This window comes from Roseivirga seohaensis subsp. aquiponti (assembly GCF_001267955.1).
Classification (GTDB): Bacteria; Bacteroidota; Bacteroidia; order Cytophagales; family Cyclobacteriaceae; genus Roseivirga; species Roseivirga seohaensis.
Window position 1 is genome coordinate 103,476 of the sequence record NZ_JSVA01000004.1, and the last position, 21,206, is coordinate 124,681.

Sequence of the window (21,206 nt, forward strand, 5' to 3'; positions counted from 1 at the left end):
GTCATGCGTTTTCTAGCAATATTCACTTTCTGTTTCTATTCCTTTGCCCCAATTATGGCTTTTCAAGAAAGCCAAAGCATAGCTAAGCTCAATGGTGTTTCTATTTCTAAAGCCGAATTTCTTTATGCATTTAATAAAAACCATAAGGCAAATACACCTTTAGTTTACGATTCGCTTGAAAAGTATTTAAACCAATATATTGACTTTAAGCTGAAAGTATTGGCGGCTAAAAAAGCTGGTATTGGTAATTCAGAAACATTTCAGAATGAATACAATGGATATATCGCCCAAATTCAAAAGCCTTATTTACAAAACCCGGTATCTGAAGAAGGGCTTATTTTAGAAGTGTATGATAGGCTAAAATATGAGGTTAATGCTTCACATATCCTTATCAGAATAGCCAACGAATCCAACCCTATGGATACCTTGGCTGCTTTTCAGAAAACAGACAGCCTAAGAAGTTTAGCCCTAAACGGAGCTGATTTTGCGCTCTTGGCTAAAACCAACTCACAAGATGGATCGGCCAAAAATGGTGGAAGCCTAGGCTGGTTTACTGCCATGTCTATGGTTTACCCTTTTGAAAATGGGGCTTATGAAACGCCCGTAGGTGGTATTTCGAAAATTATCCGTTCGCAGTTCGGTTATCATATCATTAAAGTAAACGACAAGAGGTTAGCCAAAGGCAGGGTAAAAACTTCACACATTTTTCTGACTAAAAATGGCCGCTCAAGAGAAAGTGGAAACCAATTGATTAAAACGATTTACGATTCTATTCAAAACGGAGGCGACTGGAAAGCGCTTTGCAAACAATACACAGATGATAGCCAAACGCGGCTCAATGGAGGTTCTCTACCTTATGCGGGAACTGGAGAATTACCAGATGAATTTTTAAAAGTTGCTTACAGCATTGAAACCCCTGGCGATATTGCTCCGCCTTTAGAGGCATCATATGGCTGGCACATTATCCGCCTTGATGCCGTAGAAGAAATGCCTTCATTGGAAGAAATGAGAACGAAAATTTCTGAAAATATAAGACGTTCGGGTAGAAATCAATTATCACCAGAGGTATTGGTCAATAAACTCAAAAACGAAAATGGGTTTGAACAAGACTTACCTAAACTCCAAAATACCATAGCCCAAATTGCTGCTGTTGGTTTACCTAATTTAGATTTAGCCAGCCTCAACAATCAAACTGTTTTTAAAATCGGCAATAAAGAAATCCTGTATTCTGAATTCTTTAGATCGTTGGGCAATGCAAACCAAATTACCGTTACCACACTTTGGAACCGCTATAAGTTGTTTGAACGCGAGCAAATCATTCTTTACGAAGACAGCCTCGCTCCAGAAAAATATCCAGAATACGGATTTTTACTCAACGAGTATAAAGAAGGTTTAATGCTTTTCGAAATCATGGAAAAAGAGGTTTGGAATAAAGCTGTAGAAGATAGCATCGGCCTTAACTCCTACTTCAACTCAAACCAAAAAAACTATGTTGCTCCAGAAAGGGCTTCGGTTTGGGTTATTGAGTCAGCCAATTCAGAAAGTCTTGAAAAGGTGGTTGATACTTTCAAATGGGATCAGAGTACTCCGTTTGAAAACGCACTTAAAGCTCAGCTTGAGCCTGAAGTATTTAGTGCGTTAAAAATTGCTAAAAGAACATATCAACGAGAGGATTTACCTAATTTCGCACAAAACTGGAAAGAACATGTTCTTTTCAGTCAGCTTTCTGAAAAGCGAGTTTACGCCATTGAAGAAATAATCCCTAAAGGTTTATATCGTTTAGAAGAAATAAAAGGCCTTGTTATGGCCGACTATCAGGATTGGTTAGAAAAAGAATGGGTGAAATCTTTAAGAAAGGCCAATAGGATTGAAATTGACACAAAACTATTGAAGCAAATTGCTTCTGATGAAAAAAGGTAAATACTACATATTGCTTATCATTTTACTTGCCGTTAGCTCATGCGAGTTTCTTGGTATGGAATCTGAAAGCAAAATGGACAACACCGAAAACCTTGTGGCAAGGGTGGGCAATACCTTTTTATATAAAACAGACATTAGTGATTTAACCGACCCCAGTATGTCTGAAGAAGACAGTGCTAGAATCACTGAGCGATTTATTGATACTTGGATAAAGAAGGAATTGTTTGTTAGAGAAGCATCCAGCAATAGCAAAATTGATCAGACTGAAATTCAAAGAAAAGTAGAAGCTTACCGCTATACGCTCATTTCTTATGAGTACCAAAAATTAATGGTAGAGCAACAGCTCAATCGAGAAGTAAGCGAAGAAGAAATTAAGCAATACTACAGCGACAATATTGATAATTTTCAGCTTAGGCAAAATATTTTAAGAGGCCGATATTTAAAAATATTGCAGGCCGCACAAAAGAAAGCAGACGTAAGAAGGTGGATGAAATCCGATAGACCAGAGGACTTAGAGTCGCTTAAATCTTATGGATTTCAATTTGCAAGCGACTTTTCTCTACAAGATTCTACGTGGATTAACTTTGATGATTTGACTAAAAACTCACCTTTTTCCACTATTGAAAATAAGATTCAATTTCTAAGAAGAAACCGATACGTTGAAGAATCAGATTCTCTATATCTTTACCTTTTCAGAATTCACGAATTCAAACTGTCTGAGCAGGTTTCTCCATTGGAGTACGTTAAGGAAGACATCAAGAATATTATAATTAACAAGCGTAAGGTAGAGATTGCCAAGAGTCTGGAGAATAAAGTTTATGAAAGAGCGAAAAAAAATGAGGACTACGAGATATATAAATAAAGGATTGGCAGCAATACTGTTTACAGTGCTTTCACTCAACATAACTTTTGGGCAAGAAGTAGTAGATAAGATTATCGCCAAAGTGGATAATCACATTATTCTTAAAAGCGAAATAGAACAGGCTTACGCTGGATTTTTATCGAGTGGCGAGGCTGCAAACTTCACAGGAGATGCCCGCTGTTTAATTTTGGAGCAAATGATCGAAACTAAACTCATGCTTGCTATGTCTGAGATAGATTCTGTAGATGTAGATGCAGGAAGGGTAGATTATGAACTCCAAATGAGAATGCAAAACATAGTTCAGCAAATGGGTTCGGAACGCGCTATTGAAGAAGCCTATGGAAAGTCTATCGATCAACTAATGGATGAATTAAGACCCAACGTTGAAGAACAATTAAAAGTAAGTGCTCAGGAAGAGTTCATCTTAAGTTCAGTAACGGTTACCCCGGCAGAAATCCGTAAGTTTTACAATAATATTCCTAAAGACAGTTTACCTCTTTTTAATACCGAATTTGAAATTGGTGTAATTGTTAAAAAACCTGTACCAAACGAAGCTGAAGTACAAAAGGTAAAAGATCAGTTGATGAAAATTAGGGAAAGGGCTATGAATGGAGAAAATTTTGAAATCTTAGCCATTGAAAACTCTGAAGGCCCAAGTGGTCCCAATGGCGGAAATCTAGGTCTTGCTAAAAGAGGCCAGATGGATCCTGCTTACGAAGCGGGAGCCTTAGCGCTTAAGCCTGGCGAAATCTCTATGCCTGTGGTTTCCCAATTCGGAATTCACCTCATTCAGCTCATAGAAAAGCGTGGAAACGAATACAATTCACGCCATATTTTAATTACTCCTAAACCAACAGAGCAAGATATTCAAAGAACTTCTAATGAATTAGATAGCCTTAGAACCCTTATATTATCCGATAGTATAACTTTTGCCTCGGCTGCGAAACAATTTTCAGATGATGAGGGTACAAAAGCAAATGGTGGTTTTTTGACTGGTCAGTTTGGAACCAATAAAATCTCAGCCGAGAACTTAGACCCAACCATGTTTTTTATCATTGATGAAATGTCTGAAGGTGATATTTCAAAGCCAGAAATCATTGAAATGTTGGATGGCTCAAAAGCTGTAAGAATCATATATTACAAATCTAAAGTAGGGCCACATAGGGCCAACATGACTGATGACTACGAAAAGTTAAGAGCAGCTACTTTGGGTATGAAGAAAGATCAAAAAAGAAGAGAGTATATTAAAGAAAAAATGAAAGAAGTTTACGTAATGGTTGATCCTGAATTTAACCGTTGCGGCATAACGAATAACTAATAAGAATGGAAGAAGTAAAGTCGGAAGTAGCCCTTGCAAATAAATTTTTTGAGGATTTCAACATTCTTAAAAAGGAAATTTCAAAAGTAATTATTGGTCAAGATGAAGTAGTTAACCTACTTTTGACTTCGATTTTTTGTCAGGGCCACAGCCTTTTGGTAGGCGTTCCTGGCTTGGCTAAAACTTTACTGATTAGCACAATCTCTTCCGCTTTAGACCTAAAATTCAACCGAATTCAGTTTACTCCAGACTTAATGCCTTCAGATATTTTGGGGGCTGAAACTTTGGACAAAGACAGAAATTTCAAATTTATTCAAGGCCCAATCTTCGCCAACATTATTTTGGCAGATGAGATCAACAGAACTCCTCCCAAAACACAGGCCGCTTTGTTAGAGGCCATGCAAGAATATGCGGTTACAGTGGCTGGACAAACGTTTCCATTACAAAAACCTTTTTTCGTTCTGGCTACTCAAAACCCTATTGAGCAAGAGGGAACCTATCCTTTACCAGAAGCTCAGCTAGATCGTTTCTTATTCAACATTCAATTGTCATACCCATCATTTGCATCAGAAGTAGACATCGTAAAAGGAACAACTACCGATGAGCAAAAAATAGTGAATAAAGTACTGGGTGCTGAAGAAGTACTAGCCTACCAACATTTGGTACGTAGAGTGCCTGTTGCCGATAACGTAATTGAATACGCGGTAAATCTCGTTCACAAAACCAGATTTGATTCAGAAAGAGCTCCAGCCATTACTAAGGAATATGTAGAGTGGGGTGCTGGGCCAAGAGCTTCGCAAAACCTAATTATTGCTGCCAAATGTAATGCCTTGCTAAATAATAAATATTCGCCTGACATTGAAGACGTGAAAGCCGTGGCTAAACCAATCCTACGCCATAGAATCGTAAGAAACTTTAAAGCAGAAGCCGAAGGTATTACTATCGACAAATTGATCGAAGAGCTACTCTAAGCCGAGTAATCATAAAATCCTTTTCCTGATTTACGGCCATGATGGCCAGCATCAACCTTTTGTTCTTGAATACGAGAAGGTCTGAATTTTGGGTCTTGATGAAATGCATTGAACATTGAGGTGGTTACAGAAAAATTAGTGTCCACACCAATCAGATCCATCAGTCTAAAAGGGCCCATTTTAAAACCCGAAGCCTCTACCAGTCGATCGATTCCTTTCACATCAGAAACTCCTTCTTCCAGTACTTTTAACCCTTCAACATAGAAGTTACGCGCTACTCGGTTAACAATAAAGCCAGGAGCATCTTTAGCCATAACAGGCACTTTACCTAATACTTTAGCCAATTCGTAAACTACTTTTGAAGTATCGTCTGAAGTTGCTACCCCAGAAATTACCTCAACCAGTTTCATGATATGGGCAGGATTAAAAAAGTGCATTCCTACAAAACGCTCTGGGTGCCTCAAATCTCTTGCTATTCTTGTAATAGGAATGGAAGAAGTGTTTGAAGCTAAAATGGTTTTGTCAGAATTCTGATTTTCTAATTTTTCAAACAGCTCCTTTTTTACGTCAAGTCTCTCTACTATGGCTTCAATAATAATATCGGCCTTTAGTAATTCAAAATCGGTAGTAAAAGCAATACTAGAAAGTGCTTGATCTTTTTCTTCAGCAGTAACTTTACCTCGCTCAATTCCCTTATCTAGATTTTTGCCAATATTATTTTTAGCAGTGTCTAAAGCTGAAGACTGAAGATCGTATAGCACAACAGTGTAGCCTGCCAAAGCAGAAATCTGAGCAATTCCCTGCCCCATAGTTCCAGCCCCAACTACACCTATTTTCTTAATATCCTCTAATTGCATCATAATGAATTGAACTGCTTTAAAAAGCGAATGTCATTTTCCGTAAACAAACGTAAATCTTTAATTCCGTACCGAAGCATGGTAATACGCTCTATTCCCATTCCAAAGGCAAAGCCAGAATACACAGAAGAGTCAATACCGCAGTTTTCTAGCACATTTGGGTCTACCATTCCGGCACCACCAATTTCTACCCAACCGCTGTATTTACAAATATTGCATCCTTCGCCATGACATATCTGACAAGAGATATCAATCTCTGCACTTGGTTCTGTAAAAGGGAAATAAGAAGGTCTAAATCGTACTTGAGTATCTTTGGTATACATTTCCTTAGCGAAATGGTAAAGCGTTTGCTTTAAATCGGCAAACGAAACACCTTTATCTATGTATAAACCTTCCATTTGGTGAAATACACAATGTGCTCTGGCAGAAATCGCCTCATTTCTAAAAACCCTTCCTGGAGAAAGCGTTCTGATAGGGGGCTTCTCATTTTCCATTACTCTAATCTGAACAGAAGAGGTATGTGTTCTTAAAGCGATGTCGGGGTTTTTCTCTAAAAAGAAAGTATCCTGCATTTCTCTGGCAGGGTGATTTTCAGGAAAGTTCAGTGCAGTAAAATTGTGCCAGTCATCTTCAATTTCAGGCCCAGAAGAAACATTAAAACCAATTCTTTCAAAAATTTCGATGAACCTTTGGCGCGTTGCGGTTAATGGATGAATTGTTCCAAACTGACTTTCAATTGGTGGTAAAGTAAGGTCTGGGTGATCTTCCGTCTTCTTCGACCCAGATTTTAAACTATCAATATGAAACTGAAAGCGTTCTTCAGCAAGGTTCTTCAAAGCATTAACATCTTGTCCGTAAGCCTTTCTTTCTTCAGCCGGAACGGACTTCATGTTACCGAAAAGCTCACCAATAACACTTTTTCGGCTAATGAATCTCATTCTATAAGCTTCTAGTTCCGCTTCAGAACTTACCACAAAAGCTTCTACCTCTTTCTTAATTTCTTCGATCGAATTCGACATATTGCATTAGTATTTCGGTACAAAAATAGGGTTTGATATTAATTAATCCCTCTAAGCTTCTAAATTTGTGTATATGCAGAATATCCTTGTTACAGGTGGTGCTGGTTATATAGGTTCCCATACGGTGGTTGAACTCCATAATGCTGGTTATAACCCAATAATCGTAGATAATTTATCTAATTCTAGAAAGTCGGTTTTAACAGGGCTAAAGAATATCACTGGCAAAGATTTTACTTTTTATCAAATAGACTGTAATGATAAGGATGCATTTAGACAAGTTTTTAAAGCACACGAGATTTCTGGCGTAATACATTTCGCTGCATATAAAGCGGTGGGTGAGTCTGTAGCTAAGCCTTTAGAATACTATGAAAATAATGTGGGTTCATTAATGACCCTCATTCGATTAATGAAGGAAGAAGGTGTTGAAAAATTAATTTTCTCTTCATCTTGTACGGTTTATGGCCAGCCCGACCAACTGCCTGTAACTGAACAAAGCCCAAAGAAAACGGCAGAGTCACCATATGGCAATACTAAACAGGTTTGTGAAGAGGTTATTGAAGACACTTCTATTTCAGACAAATCATTTAGAGCCATTGCCTTACGCTATTTTAATCCTGTAGGAGCACATCCTTCCTCGGAAATAGGAGAGCTACCATTAGGAATTCCTAATAACTTGGTTCCCTTTATTACTCAAACAGCAGCAGGCTGGAGAGAGCAACTAACCGTTTTTGGTGATGATTACGATACTGAAGACGGTTCATGTGTTAGAGATTATATCCACGTAGTTGATTTAGCTAAAGCCCATGTTAAAAGCTTAGAATACCTAACCAAACACGCTAATTTGTCTTTCGACATTTTTAATATTGGAACAGGGAAAGGCAATACAGTTTTAGAAATTGTGAATACCTTCGAAGAAGTATCTGGAGTGAAGTTAAACTATAGAATAGGCGAAAGAAGAAGTGGAGATATAGAAAAAATTTACGCGGATGTGACTAAATCTTCTGAAACCTTAGGTTGGAAGACTGAGAAGTCGTTAAAAGATTCGCTAACGGATTCTTGGAACTGGCAAAAAACGCTAAAGCAAGATGTTTGATATTTATCGTTAAAATCAAACCCCTTACCTAATGGATTGGCACGTTCAACTAAATTCAATGAATACAACCCTTATTTATCAAACCTTTGTGAAAAATAATTAAGTAATGAAAATAGCAGTAGTAGGAACCGGCTATGTAGGCCTAGTAACAGGAACATGTTTTGCCGAAGTAGGTATTGATGTAACCTGTATTGACATTGATCAAAAGAAAATTGATGGCCTTAAAGAAGGTATAATGCCTATATACGAACCTGGCTTAGAAACCATGGTTAAAAAGAACTATGAAAAAGGGCGTTTGCATTTTTCAACCAATTTGGCAGAAAGCATTCAAGATTGTGAAACAGCATTTATTGCAGTAGGTACCCCTCCTGGAGAAGACGGAAGTGCTGACTTAAAATACGTTCTAGCTGTAGCCAAGTCGATTGGCGAAAATATGAACAATTACATGGTAGTGGTAACCAAAAGTACAGTGCCAGTAGGAACAGCGCAAAAAGTAAAGAAAGAGGTGGCAGCAGCCTTGAAAAAGAGAGGTGTCGACATTCCTTTTGATGTGGCCTCGAACCCTGAATTCTTAAAAGAAGGAGCAGCCATTGCCGATTTCTTAAAACCAGATAGAATCGTTGTTGGTGTTGAATCAGAGAAAGCTGAAGAAATAATGAAAAAGCTTTATAAGCCTTTTCTACTTAACGGACACCCAACTATTTTCATGGATGTACCCTCTGCTGAGATGACTAAATATGCTGCAAACTCAATGCTTGCTACAAAGATTAGCTTTATGAACGACATCGCCAACCTTTGTGAAATCATGGGAGCCGATGTAAACATGGTGCGTAAAGGCATTGGTAGTGATAACAGAATAGGAAATAAATTTATTTACCCTGGTGTTGGCTACGGTGGTTCATGTTTTCCTAAAGATGTAAAAGCTTTGATTAAAACCGCTGAAGATAATGGATATACCATGTCTGTTTTGAAAGCTGTTGAAGAAGTAAACGAACGTCAGAAATCTGTTATGGTAACCAAGGTGAAATCTCATTTTGGAAGCGACCTTAAAGGTAAAACCTTTGCCGTTTGGGGGCTTTCTTTCAAACCAAAAACAGACGACATGAGAGAAGCACCATCAATAGTAATCATCAATGCGCTATTAGAAATGGGAGCCAAAGTGAAAGCATACGACCCAATTGCCATGGAAGAAGCTAAGCACGACTTAAAAGACACCATTACTTATGCAAAAGATGAGTATGATACACTTATCGATGCAGACGCACTTCTTTTGGTTACGGAATGGCCAGAATTTAGAATTCCAAACTTTGATGTTGTTGGAAGACTAATGAAATCAAAAGTAATTTTTGATGGAAGAAATATTTACGACAAGCAGGAGGTTAAAAACCTTGGTTTCGATTACTACGGAATAGGCATTTAATTATGAAAAGAGTTTTAATTACAGGCGCAGCAGGGTTTTTAGGTTCTCATTTGTGTGATCGCTTTATTAAAGAAGGATACCACGTTATTGGCATGGATAACCTTATAACGGGTCACTTATCCAATATTGAGCACCTAATGCCTTTAGAACAGTTTGAATTTCATCACCATGATGTTTCAAAGTTTGTGCATGTAGCTGGAAAACTCGATTACATACTTCATTTTGCATCACCAGCAAGCCCCATTGATTACCTAAAGATCCCCATTCAAACACTTAAAGTGGGATCTTTAGGCACTCATAACCTCTTAGGTTTAGCACTAAACAAGGGTGCTAGAATGCTTATCGCATCTACTTCTGAAGTATACGGAGACCCAATGGTTCACCCTCAAACTGAGGAGTATTACGGTAACGTAAACCCAGTAGGACCAAGAGGAGTTTATGATGAAGCTAAAAGGTTTCAAGAGGCCATGACGATGGCTTATCATACCTATCACAAACTCGAAACTCGAATAGTTCGAATTTTCAATACCTACGGGCCAAGAATGAGACTCAATGATGGTCGCGTTTTACCTGCATTTATTGGCCAAGCATTACGAGGTGAGGATTTAACTGTTTTTGGAGACGGTTCACAAACAAGATCGTTCTGTTATGTTGATGACTTAGTGGAAGGTATTTATCGTCTTCTACTATCAGATTATGCGCAACCAGTCAATATTGGTAATCCTGATGAAATTACTATTTCTCAATTTGCTGAAGAAATTATCAAACTAACGGGCACTCAACAGAAAGTCATTTACAAGCCATTGCCAAAAGATGACCCTATGCAAAGACAACCCAACATTGATAAAGCCAAGCAAATACTTGGCTGGGAACCAAAAATATCGCGTGCCGAAGGTTTAAAAATAACCTACGATTATTTCAAGTCTCTGCCAGAAGAAAAGCTGTTCGACAAGGATCATAAAAGTTTCGAACATTATATTAAATAAGGTTACAACTTAAGTGAGTAGATTAGTGTCTCAATTATATGCTATTGAGAAAACTACCAATTCTATTGTCTTTATTTTTTGGCCAAGAATTATTCGGATTCCAAATCCCTAGTGATTCGATTCAAAAAACGCACAGGCTCAAATTAAACCAAGGTATAATTACGGCTTCAGATGAGCGTGTGCCTTTTTGGATGGAAGGCAATAATAGCAACCGCTTTAATAAAAACGAGGCAAACTTTATATACAGTGGGCTTCTATTAAATAAAGATGCCAATAAAAGTGGAGGCCTAGATTATTTCTATGGAATTGAATGGCAAGGCACCGTATCGAATAATTTCCACGGAAGTTTTATTCAAAATTATATCGGAGTTAGCTATTCTCGCTTTCTTTTTACCTTAGGGCAAAAAGAAGAATTTATGGGTTACAATTCCGCCTTAGGGTTCGGAAACCTTGTAAATGGAAATAATGCTCGACCAATTCCAAAGTTCTCTATTCAAACTCAAGACTGGTTTCCTCTATTTAAATCATTTGTTAGTATAAAGGCATATATGGCTCATGGCTGGTTAGAAGCCAATAGATATCAAAGTAATTCCTTTCTTCATCAGAAGTACCTTCATTTTAAGTTCCACCCTAAAAATGTTACTGTTGAATTCAATTTTGGAATAACACATAATGCCCAATGGGGAGGCAGAAACGGTAGTTTTAAACAACCAACAGGAATTAAAGACTTCATGCGAATCATGATTGCAAGTAAAGGAGGAGAAGGAGCTTTACAAACAGATAAACTCAATGCTCTTGGGAATCATTTAGGAACTTGGGATTTACAAATAAAAGCAGCCATTGGTGAAAATTGGCGTGTAACCAATTACATTCAGTGGTTATGGGAAGATGGCTCTGGATTAAAGCCAAAAAACTGGAATGCTGGGTTATATGGTTTTTCGTTAAGCCAGATTAACAAATCGGGTATTGTCAATCAACTAGGGGCTGAAATAGTGAATACCACTAACCAAGGCGGCTCTCTTGACGGCATTGGTTCTGGACCGGACAACTTCCTTAATAATGGTGTTTACCGTAATGGATGGACCTATAACAATCAAGTTATTGGAAGCCCAATTTTTCTAATTCTCAATCCAGAAAATACCCAAGGCAATACAATAAACAATGTAATCACTGGCCTCAGCTTATATTCGCGGGGTCGCATTCAAAACATACAATATTCACTGTCCTTTAGGCAGTTCGTAAACACGGGAACAAAGTTCGAGCCTCTTCCGGCACCAATAGAGCACAACTCTATCGCGCTTAACACTGGTATTAATATTAAGAATAATAAGCTCTTAGTTGGCTCCGAATATAACTGGGGAAACTACTCTTCCAAGAATTGGGGCTTCAAGGTTGAGTTTCAAAAAGAGATTGTTTTAAACAGGTAACCTGAGTAGAATAGTAAAGTCGGCCTAATAAGCTAGCTTTTGACCTTTCATTAAGGCGTATACGGTAAGAAAAATAATCTTAACATCTAAAACGAAAGACCAGTTCTGCAGGTAAAAACGATCTAATCGGACACGCGAACTCATTTGATAATAGTCTGTGATTTCACCTCTATAACCCATCGCCTGAGCAAGCCCAGTTACCCCTGGCTTATAAGCATGCCGTTTCGCATACTTCTCTACTTTAGATTCGTATGTTTTATTTAATGACAACGGATGAGGACGTGGACCTACAATAGACATATTACCAATTAGAACATTGAAAAACTGAGGAAATTCGTCCAAACTCGTTTTTCTAAGAAATGCACCAAACTTAGTCACTCTTGGGTCATTCTTACTGGCCCAAGTAAAATCGGCCTCGCTATTTTCAATCATTGTTCTAAACTTGTAACAATAAAAAGGGGCATTCCCTTTCCCATGCCTTAGCTGCTTAAACAATATTGGTCCTTTTGACTCTAGTTTTATTATCAAGCCAAATAGAGGGTACATCCAGCTAAGTAAAAATACAACCACGATAGCGGCAAAAACCAAATCGAAGGCTCTCTTCACAAAAGTATTCACCTTCGCGTCTAGCGGTAAATTGTTTACATCAATTACAGGGATTACGTCATACCTACGTAACACAAAATTCTTAATTGCCTCGGTCTTAAACTCTGGTAAAAGCTTTACCCGCTTTAAGCTATTTTCCCCAATTTCAATGGCTCTTTCAAGCACATACTTTGGAGCTCTCTCGCTAACATATATGTGATCGACCTTATCTAAATCGGCTTTTATAAAATCGCTGAAACTACCTAAATAAGGATGAGTTCCACTATTATTACCTTGATCACCATAAAAACCAAGACATCTAATCCCATAGTGACTTTTCTTTTTTAGGGTGTCAAATAATTTAGATCCCAAATCGTCATTACCGAGTATTATTGCATACCTAATATTACCGCCAAACTCTCTATACTTATCTAATACAAGGTGTACCGAAACCCTATATATGGTTAACCAAAGAAATAGAAGCAGAACCAAAGCAGTTAAAAAATGTCGCTCCAGTGATTGGGCTTCTGAGAATACCCAAACTATAGAAATTACCGATATAAAAATAAAAACACTAAAGAAGGCTTTCTTAAAAGTATTATAGTAGCTAACGGCTCTACCAATTTTATAATCTTTATTCAGGTAAGAAATAAGAGGCCAAACAGCTAAATAGATAGAAAGAAGCAATAAATAGGACTTCTCTAAAACCATTTTACCTTCGGCAATGTAAATGGAAATAAAGAAGATGACTGTCAGAACAATCATCTCTCCTATAACGAATAAATAAGGAAAGTATTTATTAAACCTTTTTCCCACCTCCTGAATCTTGAAAATTTTAATTAAACCATAAAAACTATGCCGAGACAAAGATATTAAAACAAGTCAAATCTTTTGCCAGAACTTTCTCGAATTAATAATTTGACAATCTATATGACAATGACAGTTCAAAACCAGAGGCATTATACAACTGGCCAAAATCGCTCGCAAGCCTAATATTTAATGATAAAGGCTCTACATTAAACGCTTTGTTATAATTAACTTCAACTGAAGTATACCATTGTTTTCTTGCTGGTCGAAAAACGTACTCAAAATTAGGGTCTCGATCAATCCCCCCCCAGTTAAACCTACCCTCATATAGACCGGCATAAGTACCAAAGTTTTTTGAGTATGTAAATAACCCTTTATAGGTAATTTTGGAGTTAAAATTACCCTCTAACCCAAGGTGAAATGCCGTTAATCTATTATTCGCGATGGCTACCCCATAATCAGGGTAAGGAGCCAGAAAATTAAGTGTATGCTGATAAGTCAAAATCAATGGGTTTCCGATCACCTGATCATGGTAAGTCCAACCCGAACGATAGAGATAGTTATTATAGATATCATCTCTTTCGCCAAACTCATTGCCCCTATTGTCTTCTTCTGTCTGAATATCATCCGTAGGATCTGGCAAGCCACGTCCGCTTTGCCATTTTGTTCTTACAACCTCCACATAAAATTTATTCACCAAGTATTCATCATTCGGCAAATCCCACTCCAACCCAATTAAAAAATCTTTTAAACTTATAAACTGAATGCTGCCAGCGTCTTCGAAGGGTTTTTGATAATTCAAGGTTAAGACATGATCGCCTAGCCGTTTTCTAAAGGTGAATTCTGTTAAACCAAGGTGATTACCGATTGCATTTCCCTCACCGGCACTACTGCCATCGGGGTTATGAATCCCTCTACCCATAAACACCCGAAAATAGTCATTCAAACTACTAGGCTGCTTATCTCCTTGAGGTGAAATGCCACCATATTGAGCAAAATGAACAATACCCGATGAAATTTGTAGACCAATCAAATCGTCTAAATCCGCCATCCCATAAAAGGTTTTTCCATGAAGCAATGCCTTTGAAATGTATCGATCTTCTTCCATCCAACTCTGCCTCAAAGAGCCTCTAAACTTCAAGTAACCATGGGTAAAAGGAACAGACTTATATTCGTTCAAACTAAGCTCAATCATTGGAAGTGGTAATGCATTCTCGCTCATGGCTAAAGAGCCAGAAGAAAGCCCAGAGTCCAACCCACCATAAATTCTCTTGGCTCTTCCTGCAGTAAATTCCCAATCCTTGAATTTAGCCCCAACATAAAATTCAAAGAACCTATCGTTACGAAATCCCAAACCAGACAAGAACCTCCAGTTTCTGTTCAAAGATTTTTCATACTTAACATCCCCTTTTAGAAAAACTGGTGCATCACCATCAACTTCTCCATATTGATTATTGACAAGGTAAAATGGTGCAAAGCTCTTAGAAGAAAGAAGGGTGCCCAATTGAAATGAGACACTCACTGAATCAGATTGAGAAACTAAGTTCTGATTAAATAGAACTATAAAAATGCATAACAAAAACAATCTATTCATCATTAGTAAGTATCAGTTTAGTAGCCCTAGCTTTAAATTAATGGACAAATTAATTAATAAGTCTGTTCTATTTGAAACTAGACACATCCAAATAACCAATTTATGATTCAATTGTATCTCTATTTGCTTAGTTTTGAAAAATTATCCACGAATACGAAGGTGCATGAAAAACACATTTAGTCTACTTTTTATTCTCAATATTATTGCACTAACTAGTTGTACCAATGGCCAACCAGAAGAAACTCTAGTTTATTCAAATGATTTCGAAGGTAGTAGTTTAGTGCAAAAAGAATTTGGTTCTATCAACTATGCATATAATACCTCCGAAAAATGGTTTAAATTCGATGGTAATACAGTTCTAGGTCGCTTTGGCCTTGGCGGTATAATCATTGAGTTAAAGGATTTACCCACTCACGATTATTTTATTGTCGAGTATGATTTCTATGTCCATGACAACTGGGAGGGAAATGGCCTAAGAGGAAACGGAGAGGATGTTTTAATTTTCAACGTAGACAACACATCAATCTATTTTTCTTCCATTATAAATTCTAAATGTATTGATCAGAACTGTGATACAGTTCAGAGTTTTCCAGATGTAATCAAATCTAGAACCAACCCTGAAAATGCCAATGTCACCAACCCAAACTTACCTGGTGTGTGTTATTGGAAAGGTGAAATAGGAGGAAGTAAAAAATTTCATATTAAAGAATTAATACCTCATTCTAGTGTCTCATCTAACATTACGATTGGAGCAGATATAAAAGATGCAGGTTCAGATCTTTGTTTTAAAAGTTGGTCAGTGGATAACATAAAAGTAACTACTGTGAGAGTCATTGACTTGTAACTATAACCCATTCTTGCAATTGAAAACTTATATTATTGTTCCAATATTATTTCTTGCTTTTTGTACTCAACTCAAGGCCCAGTCATCTTTGCCATTAAGTTTTGATGCAATCAATGAATATCACAGAAGAAATCAGCTACTTGGTCAGTTTGATAGTACCGTATCATTTTTAAAACTGCCATTATACTCTGAAAGTTTTTCAAAACCCTTGTTCGGCTTAAATGAAGAAACGAGCCCTACTGGCTTTCAAAAAAACAAGTGGATGAATGTAAAATTACTTCCTGTTTTATCTAAATCTGTCTATAACCGGAAACAACCCTATGGATGGAATAATGGAAGTATCCTTCCAGCAAGTGGCTATCAGCAAATGATTAGTGCTGGTTTTTCGGCCAAAGTAGGCCCATTAAAAATTCAACTTTATCCTGAATATCTATATGCTCAGAATAAGGAGTACGATGGTTTTCCATTAGAAGCCTACGACCTTATTTGGTATAATTATTACAGAAGTCAACTTAATTATATTGACACTCCAGAGAGGTTTGGTGAAAAAAGCATCAACGAGGTTTTGTGGGGGCAAAGCTCTATAAAATTAGAATTTGGACCTGTTGCTTTTGGCTTATCTAATGAAAACATTCAGTGGGGGCCTGGTAAAAGAAATTCATTGGTGATGTCTAACAATGCCCGCGGGTTCAAACACCTCACATTTAATTCAAGCAGGCCAGTTAAAACTCCAATCGGATCATTTGAGTGGCAACTGATAGGCGCAAAACTTGAAAATTCTGGATACACTCCTCCAAGACCTTTTTTTACATATAATGGTAGATTCGTCAGAAACCCTAAAAATCCTGATTGGAGGTATATGTCAGGTCTAATGCTTGGTTATCAGCCAAAGTGGATTCCAGGTTTATCACTGGGGCTCACTAGAGTTGTTCAGCAGTATAGTGAAACAGCTAAACAAAATAATGACTATTTAGCTGCATTAGGGTCTGTGTTCAGAAAAAATGATAAGATTGATGATATTGTTAGAGATCAGCTTGCCTCAATATTTTTGAGATATTTTTGGACCTCAACTAAAAGTGAGTTTTATTTTGAATTTGCACGAAACGATGCTTCATGGAATTTTAGAGACTTTTTTTTAGAACCTGGCCATGCTGCTGGATTTATGTTCGGCTTTAATAAGTTATTCCCATATAAGAGAAAATCCGATGAATTTATCGAAGCAAACCTCGAATGGACAATTCTTCAACAAAGTGCAAATCGAATTATACGTAATGCAAGTACTTTTTATATCCATAGCAGGGTAAGGCAGGGCTACACCAATTACGGTGAAGTAATGGGAGCTGGAATAGGCCCAAGTGGAAATTCTCAAACATTTAATGTGAATTGGGTACAGGGAATCAATAAAATAGGTCTACAATTAGAACGATATGTTCATAACAACGACTTGTATATTGATTTATTTACAATAACTCAAGACCCAAGGCGACACTGGATCGACATCAGTGCTTTTGCTAAAGCAACTTGGCAGTTTGACGATCTTATTATCGATGGAAAACTAGGAGTTATAAAATCATTGAACTATCAATATCAAATACTGGATCAACTGAGGACACCTCAATTTTTCATTCCAGGAAAAGATGTGATTAACGTTTCTGCTGGTTTGGATTTGATCTACATATTCTAATGTCAATCAAAAGGAATTACGGTTATAATCTGTTCAATTCATTTTTGAACATTGCATTCCCCATATTCACATTCCCATACGCTGCAAGAATATTATCCCCTGACGGCATAGGCCAAACTCAATTTATATTTTCTTACGCTCAATATTTTGCCCTTTTGGCAGCTTTTGGCATACCCATTTATGGAGTTAAAGTAATAAGTGAAGCTAGGGATAATCAAGCCAAACTGAATAAGGCTACTACGGAGTTATTACTGATTTCTACCGTGAATATGATAATTGTTCTTGTCATTTATATCTCTTCTATAATGATAATTGGTCAGTTTAGAGAAAATCAAGCTGATTATTTGCTTGCGAGTTTACTCATTGTTTTGAGTGTCTTTAATGTGGATTGGTTCTTTAGTGGAAAAGAGCAATTTAAAATAATAGCAATTCGGTCTGGGTTAATTAAAACAGTTGCATTTATACTCTTATTCATAACAGTTAGAAATTCTGATGATATAACTGCATACCTCTTTTTCTTAGTATTCTTATACATTGGAAACTACGCGCTGAACTTCTTTTTCTTATTTCGTAATGTCAAACTGGATTTTAGAGAAATAATACCTAAAAAACACCTTCGCCCCCTTGTATTAATTCTCAGCATGACCATAGCAACAACTATTTACACTACATTAGATAGTGTTTTACTTGGGTTCTTGAGCAACACAACAGAAGTTGGATATTATACTGCAGCAGTAAAGTTATCTAAAGTCTCTATTCCTATTTTAACCAGCCTTGGCATAGTTGCCCTACCAAAGATTACGGGCATGATTCAATCTAACAATCAGTTGGCACAACAGTCCTTATACGAAAAATCTTTTTCCTTTATCAGTTTTTTAGCCATTCCAATGTGTCTTGGTATTTACCTATTGAGGACAGAAACAATTCTTCTTTTTTCTGGTGAAGAATTCATGCCGGCAGCACAAGATGTAGCAGCGTTAGCGTTTCTTCCGTTGTTTATTGGTTTCGGCCATTTTGCGGCATTTCAGGTTCTACTCCCGCTTAACCAAAACAAAAGCCTCTTTATCTCTACTGTTGTGGGCATGTGTCTTTTCTTTGGTCTCTGTTTCCTTCTAGTACCTAAGAGCGGTAGTACTGGTGCGGCAATTTCCAATACAGTAACAGAACTAATCGTTACAGTTTGTTACTTCATGTTCTTTCCAAAGTATATTTTACTTAGCCTACCTTGGAAAAAATTGATAACCGCAGGCTTGGCGGTACTACCGTTCGTTCCCATTGTTCTTTTTTTACAGAGTCAGTTAAAGCACAGCTTGACAATTATTATTTTGGCAATTTCAATGTGCTCTCTGGTATATGTGTTAATACAATATTACATATTTAAGGAGAAGCTTATCATTGACTCACTCACCTTCTTAAGAAATGGAAAAAAGAAATAGTGATATACGCGTAATCATGATTACCTATAACGGTTCAGAATTTATTCAGAACCAGCTCAATAGTATTGCTAATCAAAAAAATATTGAGTCAATTGAAATTTATGATGATTGTTCAGAACAACACTTTCAACAAGAGTTGAAAATTCTATCTGAAAGTGTTCATGCACCAATCAATCTACACTTTAATGAAAAAAACATTGGAGTTGTTTCTAATGTAAAAAACGCGTTGAGTGAAAACTTAGATGCGGACTTAATTGCCCTTAGTGATCAGGATGATATTTGGCACCCAGAAAAAATTCAAAGCTTTAAATCAGAATTGATTTCTTTAACTAGTTCCGCTGAAATCCCTATTTTAGTTTACAGCGACATGAGGGTTATTGATAAAGAAAACAATGTTATTAACCCTTCTTTCTGGTCACAATTCGGATATGAAAAGTTTGAACACACGCTTCATTCTTTGCTTTTTGGTAATTTCGTGACAGGTGCCGCTTCAGCGTTTAATCCTGCTCTAGCTAAATACTTAGCGAGCATGCCTCCAAATATCAAAAGTTACCATGACCACTGGTTAGCCATAGCAGCCTTTACTTTTGGTAAAACAAAGAGAATAGACAAATCCTACAACGATTACAGGATTCACGGAAACAATCAGGCATTCTATTCGACAAGGAAACGTAGCCTCATCGACAGACGGTTACAAAACGTTAAAGACATTTTTAATCCTGAGCTTCATATGAAAAATCAATTTGAAATTGCGGAGGCCTTTTATGATATTCATAAGGACTTAATGGAGTCAGACAAAAAAGATATCTTTGATCAATTTTTAAGGAGTCGAAGCTTAAATTACTTCAAGCAAAAGCTATATAGAAGACGGCTGTTTGAAGAACTCCGTATTAAGTAAGAAATATATGGCTAGTCTAATCTCTGCTCTTTCGAAAATCAACTATAAAACGTTACTAGTAAATTTCAAGTATCTTCCATTCACAGATGCAATCAAATTACCCATATTTATTAGCCGTAAAGTTTATTTAATGGATTTAAAAGGATCTATTACGATTAAGGGTGAAATCGCGTCTGGCATGATAAGAATTGGTTATGGTGAGATCGGTATATTTGACAGAAAAAATTCAAGAAGTATATTAGAACTAAGGGGTAAACTAGTTTTTGAAAATAGGGCTAAATTCGGTCAGGCATGTAAAATTAGTGTGGGTGAAAGGGCCACACTAACTATTGGCGACAACCTTCTAGTAACTGCAGAGTCTTCCATAGCATGTCATAAAAAAATAACCATTGGCCACGACTGTTTAATCTCTTGGGAAGTACAAATTATGGATACAGACTTCCATAAAATAAAAGATAAAGCAGGACGTATCACCAACCCCGACAAAGAAATAAAAATTGGAGATAGGGTATGGATAGGTTCACGCTGCACGATACTCAAAGGAAGCGAAATCCCTGAAGGCTGCGTAATCGCAACCAATTCATTAACTAACAAAAAGTTTAAGGTCTCTAGTAGTATAATTGGAGGTAATCCAGCAAAGGAAATAGCTTCAGATATTGAATGGGAAGCCTGATATTTGAAATATCAATTAAATAAATCATGACTGAAATTAATAAAGACAATGGTCTACCCTTTATTTCTTCATTTCAAGTTAATCCCGATTTGGTTTGGCAGATGTCTCGATCGGAGAAGTATGCGTTAATTGGATTACTTGAACACTTAAAACCCAATTGTTCTGTAGAAATAGGTACTTTTCAAGGTGGTAGTTTACAAGTAATTAGTGAATTCTCTGAGAAAGTTTACTCTATAGACATTAGTCCAGAACCCAAGAGAACGCTTCAGCCTTTGTTTGATAATGTAGAATTCATTGTTGATCAGTCTGTAAATGTACTTCATGATCTATTTAAAAAGATTGAGGAAGCGGGTGAAAAACTAAACTTCGTTTTGGTGGATGGAGATCACTCAAGAAAAGGAGTGCACGATGATTTAAAGATGATTCTCGATTACCCTCATAAGAATGACTTAGTCATACTTATGCATGACAGTTATAACCCACAGTGCCGTAAGGGAATGAAGGACATTGACTATTCTAGTTATGACAACATTGAATATGTAGAATTAGATTATATCACAGGCTCATTTTGGCACAATGGGAATAATAGAGAAATGTGGGGTGGGTTAGCTTTAATAAAAGTAGGTGGAAATCAGAATACCCCAGCTGAAGTAACTGAATCAGCACGTAATTCTTTTAAAGTGGCACAACTACATTCTATTCACATCATAAAAGATAAGCTTAGATTTTTATCGCCTATTAAAAAACGCATTTACAAACAATTGAAAATGAGGCACAAGGCGGACAAATACTTTGATTTCGAAAAGTAGAAT

The 21,206-nt window shown here is 36.9% G+C and carries 18 protein-coding genes; 14 read left to right on the forward strand and 4 right to left on the reverse strand.

Annotated features, from left to right (window positions below; translation table 11 throughout):
• Positions 1-3: 3 nt before the first annotated feature.
• Genes OB69_RS02885 through OB69_RS02900 form a run of 4 tightly spaced genes read left to right on the forward strand, consistent with a single transcriptional unit; the run spans position 4 to position 5,071 of the window.
• A complete protein-coding gene (locus OB69_RS02885) occupies positions 4-1,920 on the forward strand; it encodes a peptidylprolyl isomerase (RefSeq protein WP_082338051.1) in 1,917 nt (638 codons plus the stop codon).
• Positions 1,907-2,782 carry a peptidylprolyl isomerase gene (locus OB69_RS02890; protein ID WP_053222190.1) on the forward strand — a complete coding sequence of 292 codons (876 nt, stop codon included), beginning with the start codon at positions 1,907-1,909 and terminating at the stop codon, positions 2,780-2,782. Before OB69_RS02885 ends, OB69_RS02890 begins: the two co-directional genes overlap by 14 nt.
• Positions 2,757-4,100 carry a peptidylprolyl isomerase gene (locus tag OB69_RS02895; RefSeq protein WP_071387087.1) on the forward strand — a complete coding sequence of 448 codons (1,344 nt, stop codon included), beginning with the start codon at positions 2,757-2,759 and terminating at the stop codon, positions 4,098-4,100. Before OB69_RS02890 ends, OB69_RS02895 begins: the two co-directional genes overlap by 26 nt.
• A gap of 5 nt (positions 4,101-4,105) precedes the next feature.
• On the forward strand, positions 4,106-5,071 hold the full coding sequence (locus OB69_RS02900) for an AAA family ATPase (RefSeq protein ID WP_053222192.1): 966 nt from the start codon (positions 4,106-4,108) through the stop codon (positions 5,069-5,071).
• On the opposite strand, the gene OB69_RS02905 is transcribed toward OB69_RS02900, so the two are convergent.
• Entirely contained in the window at positions 5,068-5,931 is an 864-nt protein-coding gene (locus tag OB69_RS02905; RefSeq protein WP_316931870.1) for a 3-hydroxyacyl-CoA dehydrogenase NAD-binding domain-containing protein, read from the reverse strand. The genes OB69_RS02900 and OB69_RS02905 overlap by 4 nt on opposite strands.
• On the reverse strand, positions 5,928-6,947 hold the full coding sequence (locus tag OB69_RS02910; RefSeq protein WP_053222193.1) for a phenylalanine--tRNA ligase subunit alpha: 1,020 nt from the start codon (positions 6,945-6,947) through the stop codon (positions 5,928-5,930). The genes OB69_RS02905 and OB69_RS02910 overlap by 4 nt, the downstream gene beginning before the upstream one ends.
• Before the next feature lie 73 nt (positions 6,948-7,020).
• On the opposite strand from OB69_RS02910, the gene galE reads away from it, so the two are divergent.
• The 4 genes from galE to OB69_RS02930 all read left to right on the forward strand — a co-directional run bounded on the left by galE (position 7,021) and on the right by OB69_RS02930 (position 11,873).
• The gene (gene galE, locus OB69_RS02915; RefSeq protein WP_053222194.1) at positions 7,021-8,040 is read left to right on the forward strand and encodes a UDP-glucose 4-epimerase GalE; all 1,020 of its coding nucleotides are present in this window, start codon (positions 7,021-7,023) and stop codon (positions 8,038-8,040) included.
• 106 nt (positions 8,041-8,146) lie between these two features.
• On the forward strand, positions 8,147-9,460 hold the full coding sequence (locus OB69_RS02920; RefSeq protein WP_053222195.1) for a UDP-glucose dehydrogenase family protein: 1,314 nt from the start codon (positions 8,147-8,149) through the stop codon (positions 9,458-9,460).
• 2 nt (positions 9,461-9,462) lie between these two features.
• Positions 9,463-10,446 (forward strand): UDP-glucuronic acid decarboxylase family protein, encoded by a 984-nt coding sequence (locus OB69_RS02925; RefSeq protein WP_053222196.1) that lies wholly within the window; start codon positions 9,463-9,465, stop codon positions 10,444-10,446.
• A 44-nt stretch (positions 10,447-10,490) separates the two neighbouring features.
• Entirely contained in the window at positions 10,491-11,873 is a 1,383-nt protein-coding gene (locus OB69_RS02930) for a capsule assembly Wzi family protein (protein ID WP_185096846.1), read from the forward strand.
• Positions 11,874-11,897: 24 nt separating this feature from the next.
• On the opposite strand, the gene OB69_RS02935 is transcribed toward OB69_RS02930, so the two are convergent.
• Both OB69_RS02935 and OB69_RS02940 read right to left on the reverse strand, forming a co-directional pair.
• Entirely contained in the window at positions 11,898-13,274 is a 1,377-nt protein-coding gene (locus tag OB69_RS02935; RefSeq protein WP_071426700.1) for an exopolysaccharide biosynthesis polyprenyl glycosylphosphotransferase, read from the reverse strand.
• 94 nt (positions 13,275-13,368) lie between these two features.
• On the reverse strand, positions 13,369-14,787 hold the full coding sequence (locus tag OB69_RS02940; RefSeq protein ID WP_185096847.1) for a capsule assembly Wzi family protein: 1,419 nt from the start codon (positions 14,785-14,787) through the stop codon (positions 13,369-13,371).
• Positions 14,788-15,022: 235 nt separating this feature from the next.
• Here OB69_RS02940 and OB69_RS02945 point away from each other — a divergent pair, with 235 nt between their 5' ends.
• From OB69_RS02945 to OB69_RS02970, 6 genes are all read left to right on the forward strand, one after another.
• The gene (locus tag OB69_RS02945) at positions 15,023-15,703 is read left to right on the forward strand and encodes a hypothetical protein (RefSeq protein WP_053222200.1); all 681 of its coding nucleotides are present in this window, start codon (positions 15,023-15,025) and stop codon (positions 15,701-15,703) included.
• A gap of 262 nt (positions 15,704-15,965) precedes the next feature.
• Positions 15,966-17,387: a capsule assembly Wzi family protein gene (locus tag OB69_RS02950; protein WP_157608473.1), complete on the forward strand. Its 1,422-nt coding sequence runs from the start codon at positions 15,966-15,968 to the stop codon at positions 17,385-17,387.
• Entirely contained in the window at positions 17,387-18,823 is a 1,437-nt protein-coding gene (locus OB69_RS02955) for a flippase (RefSeq protein ID WP_053222202.1), read from the forward strand. The genes OB69_RS02950 and OB69_RS02955 overlap by 1 nt, the downstream gene beginning before the upstream one ends.
• Complete coding sequence (locus OB69_RS02960) at positions 18,807-19,721, forward strand: glycosyltransferase (RefSeq protein ID WP_053222203.1); 915 nt, start codon at positions 18,807-18,809, stop codon at positions 19,719-19,721. The genes OB69_RS02955 and OB69_RS02960 overlap by 17 nt, the downstream gene beginning before the upstream one ends.
• A gap of 7 nt (positions 19,722-19,728) precedes the next feature.
• The gene (locus OB69_RS02965) at positions 19,729-20,394 is read left to right on the forward strand and encodes an acyltransferase (protein ID WP_053222204.1); all 666 of its coding nucleotides are present in this window, start codon (positions 19,729-19,731) and stop codon (positions 20,392-20,394) included.
• A 26-nt stretch (positions 20,395-20,420) separates the two neighbouring features.
• Positions 20,421-21,203, forward strand: coding sequence for a class I SAM-dependent methyltransferase (locus OB69_RS02970; protein WP_053222205.1), 783 nt, complete (start codon positions 20,421-20,423; stop codon positions 21,201-21,203).
• The last annotated feature ends 3 nt before the right edge of the window (positions 21,204-21,206 follow it).

Bases quoted from the DNA above. Each gene is read 5' to 3' on its own strand.
- OB69_RS02950 (WP_157608473.1), top strand. From the start codon at position 15,966: ATGAATGTAAAATTACTTCCTGTTTTATCTAAATCTGTCTATAACCGG.
- OB69_RS02905 (WP_316931870.1), bottom strand. From the start codon at position 5,931: ATGATGCAATTAGAGGATATTAAGAAAATAGGTGTAGTTGGGGCTGGA.
- OB69_RS02910 (WP_053222193.1), bottom strand. From the start codon at position 6,947: ATGTCGAATTCGATCGAAGAAATTAAGAAAGAGGTAGAAGCTTTTGTG.
- OB69_RS02955 (WP_053222202.1), top strand. From the start codon at position 17,387: ATGTCAATCAAAAGGAATTACGGTTATAATCTGTTCAATTCATTTTTG.
- OB69_RS02960 (WP_053222203.1), top strand. From the start codon at position 18,807: ATGGAAAAAAGAAATAGTGATATACGCGTAATCATGATTACCTATAAC.
- OB69_RS02970 (WP_053222205.1), top strand. From the start codon at position 20,421: ATGACTGAAATTAATAAAGACAATGGTCTACCCTTTATTTCTTCATTT.
- OB69_RS02895 (WP_071387087.1), top strand. From the start codon at position 2,757: ATGAGGACTACGAGATATATAAATAAAGGATTGGCAGCAATACTGTTT.
- OB69_RS02885 (WP_082338051.1), top strand. From the start codon at position 4: ATGCGTTTTCTAGCAATATTCACTTTCTGTTTCTATTCCTTTGCCCCA.
- galE (WP_053222194.1), top strand. From the start codon at position 7,021: ATGCAGAATATCCTTGTTACAGGTGGTGCTGGTTATATAGGTTCCCAT.
- OB69_RS02920 (WP_053222195.1), top strand. From the start codon at position 8,147: ATGAAAATAGCAGTAGTAGGAACCGGCTATGTAGGCCTAGTAACAGGA.
- OB69_RS02890 (WP_053222190.1), top strand. From the start codon at position 1,907: ATGAAAAAAGGTAAATACTACATATTGCTTATCATTTTACTTGCCGTT.
- OB69_RS02925 (WP_053222196.1), top strand. From the start codon at position 9,463: ATGAAAAGAGTTTTAATTACAGGCGCAGCAGGGTTTTTAGGTTCTCAT.
- OB69_RS02945 (WP_053222200.1), top strand. From the start codon at position 15,023: ATGAAAAACACATTTAGTCTACTTTTTATTCTCAATATTATTGCACTA.
- OB69_RS02965 (WP_053222204.1), top strand. From the start codon at position 19,729: ATGGCTAGTCTAATCTCTGCTCTTTCGAAAATCAACTATAAAACGTTA.
- OB69_RS02900 (WP_053222192.1), top strand. From the start codon at position 4,106: ATGGAAGAAGTAAAGTCGGAAGTAGCCCTTGCAAATAAATTTTTTGAG.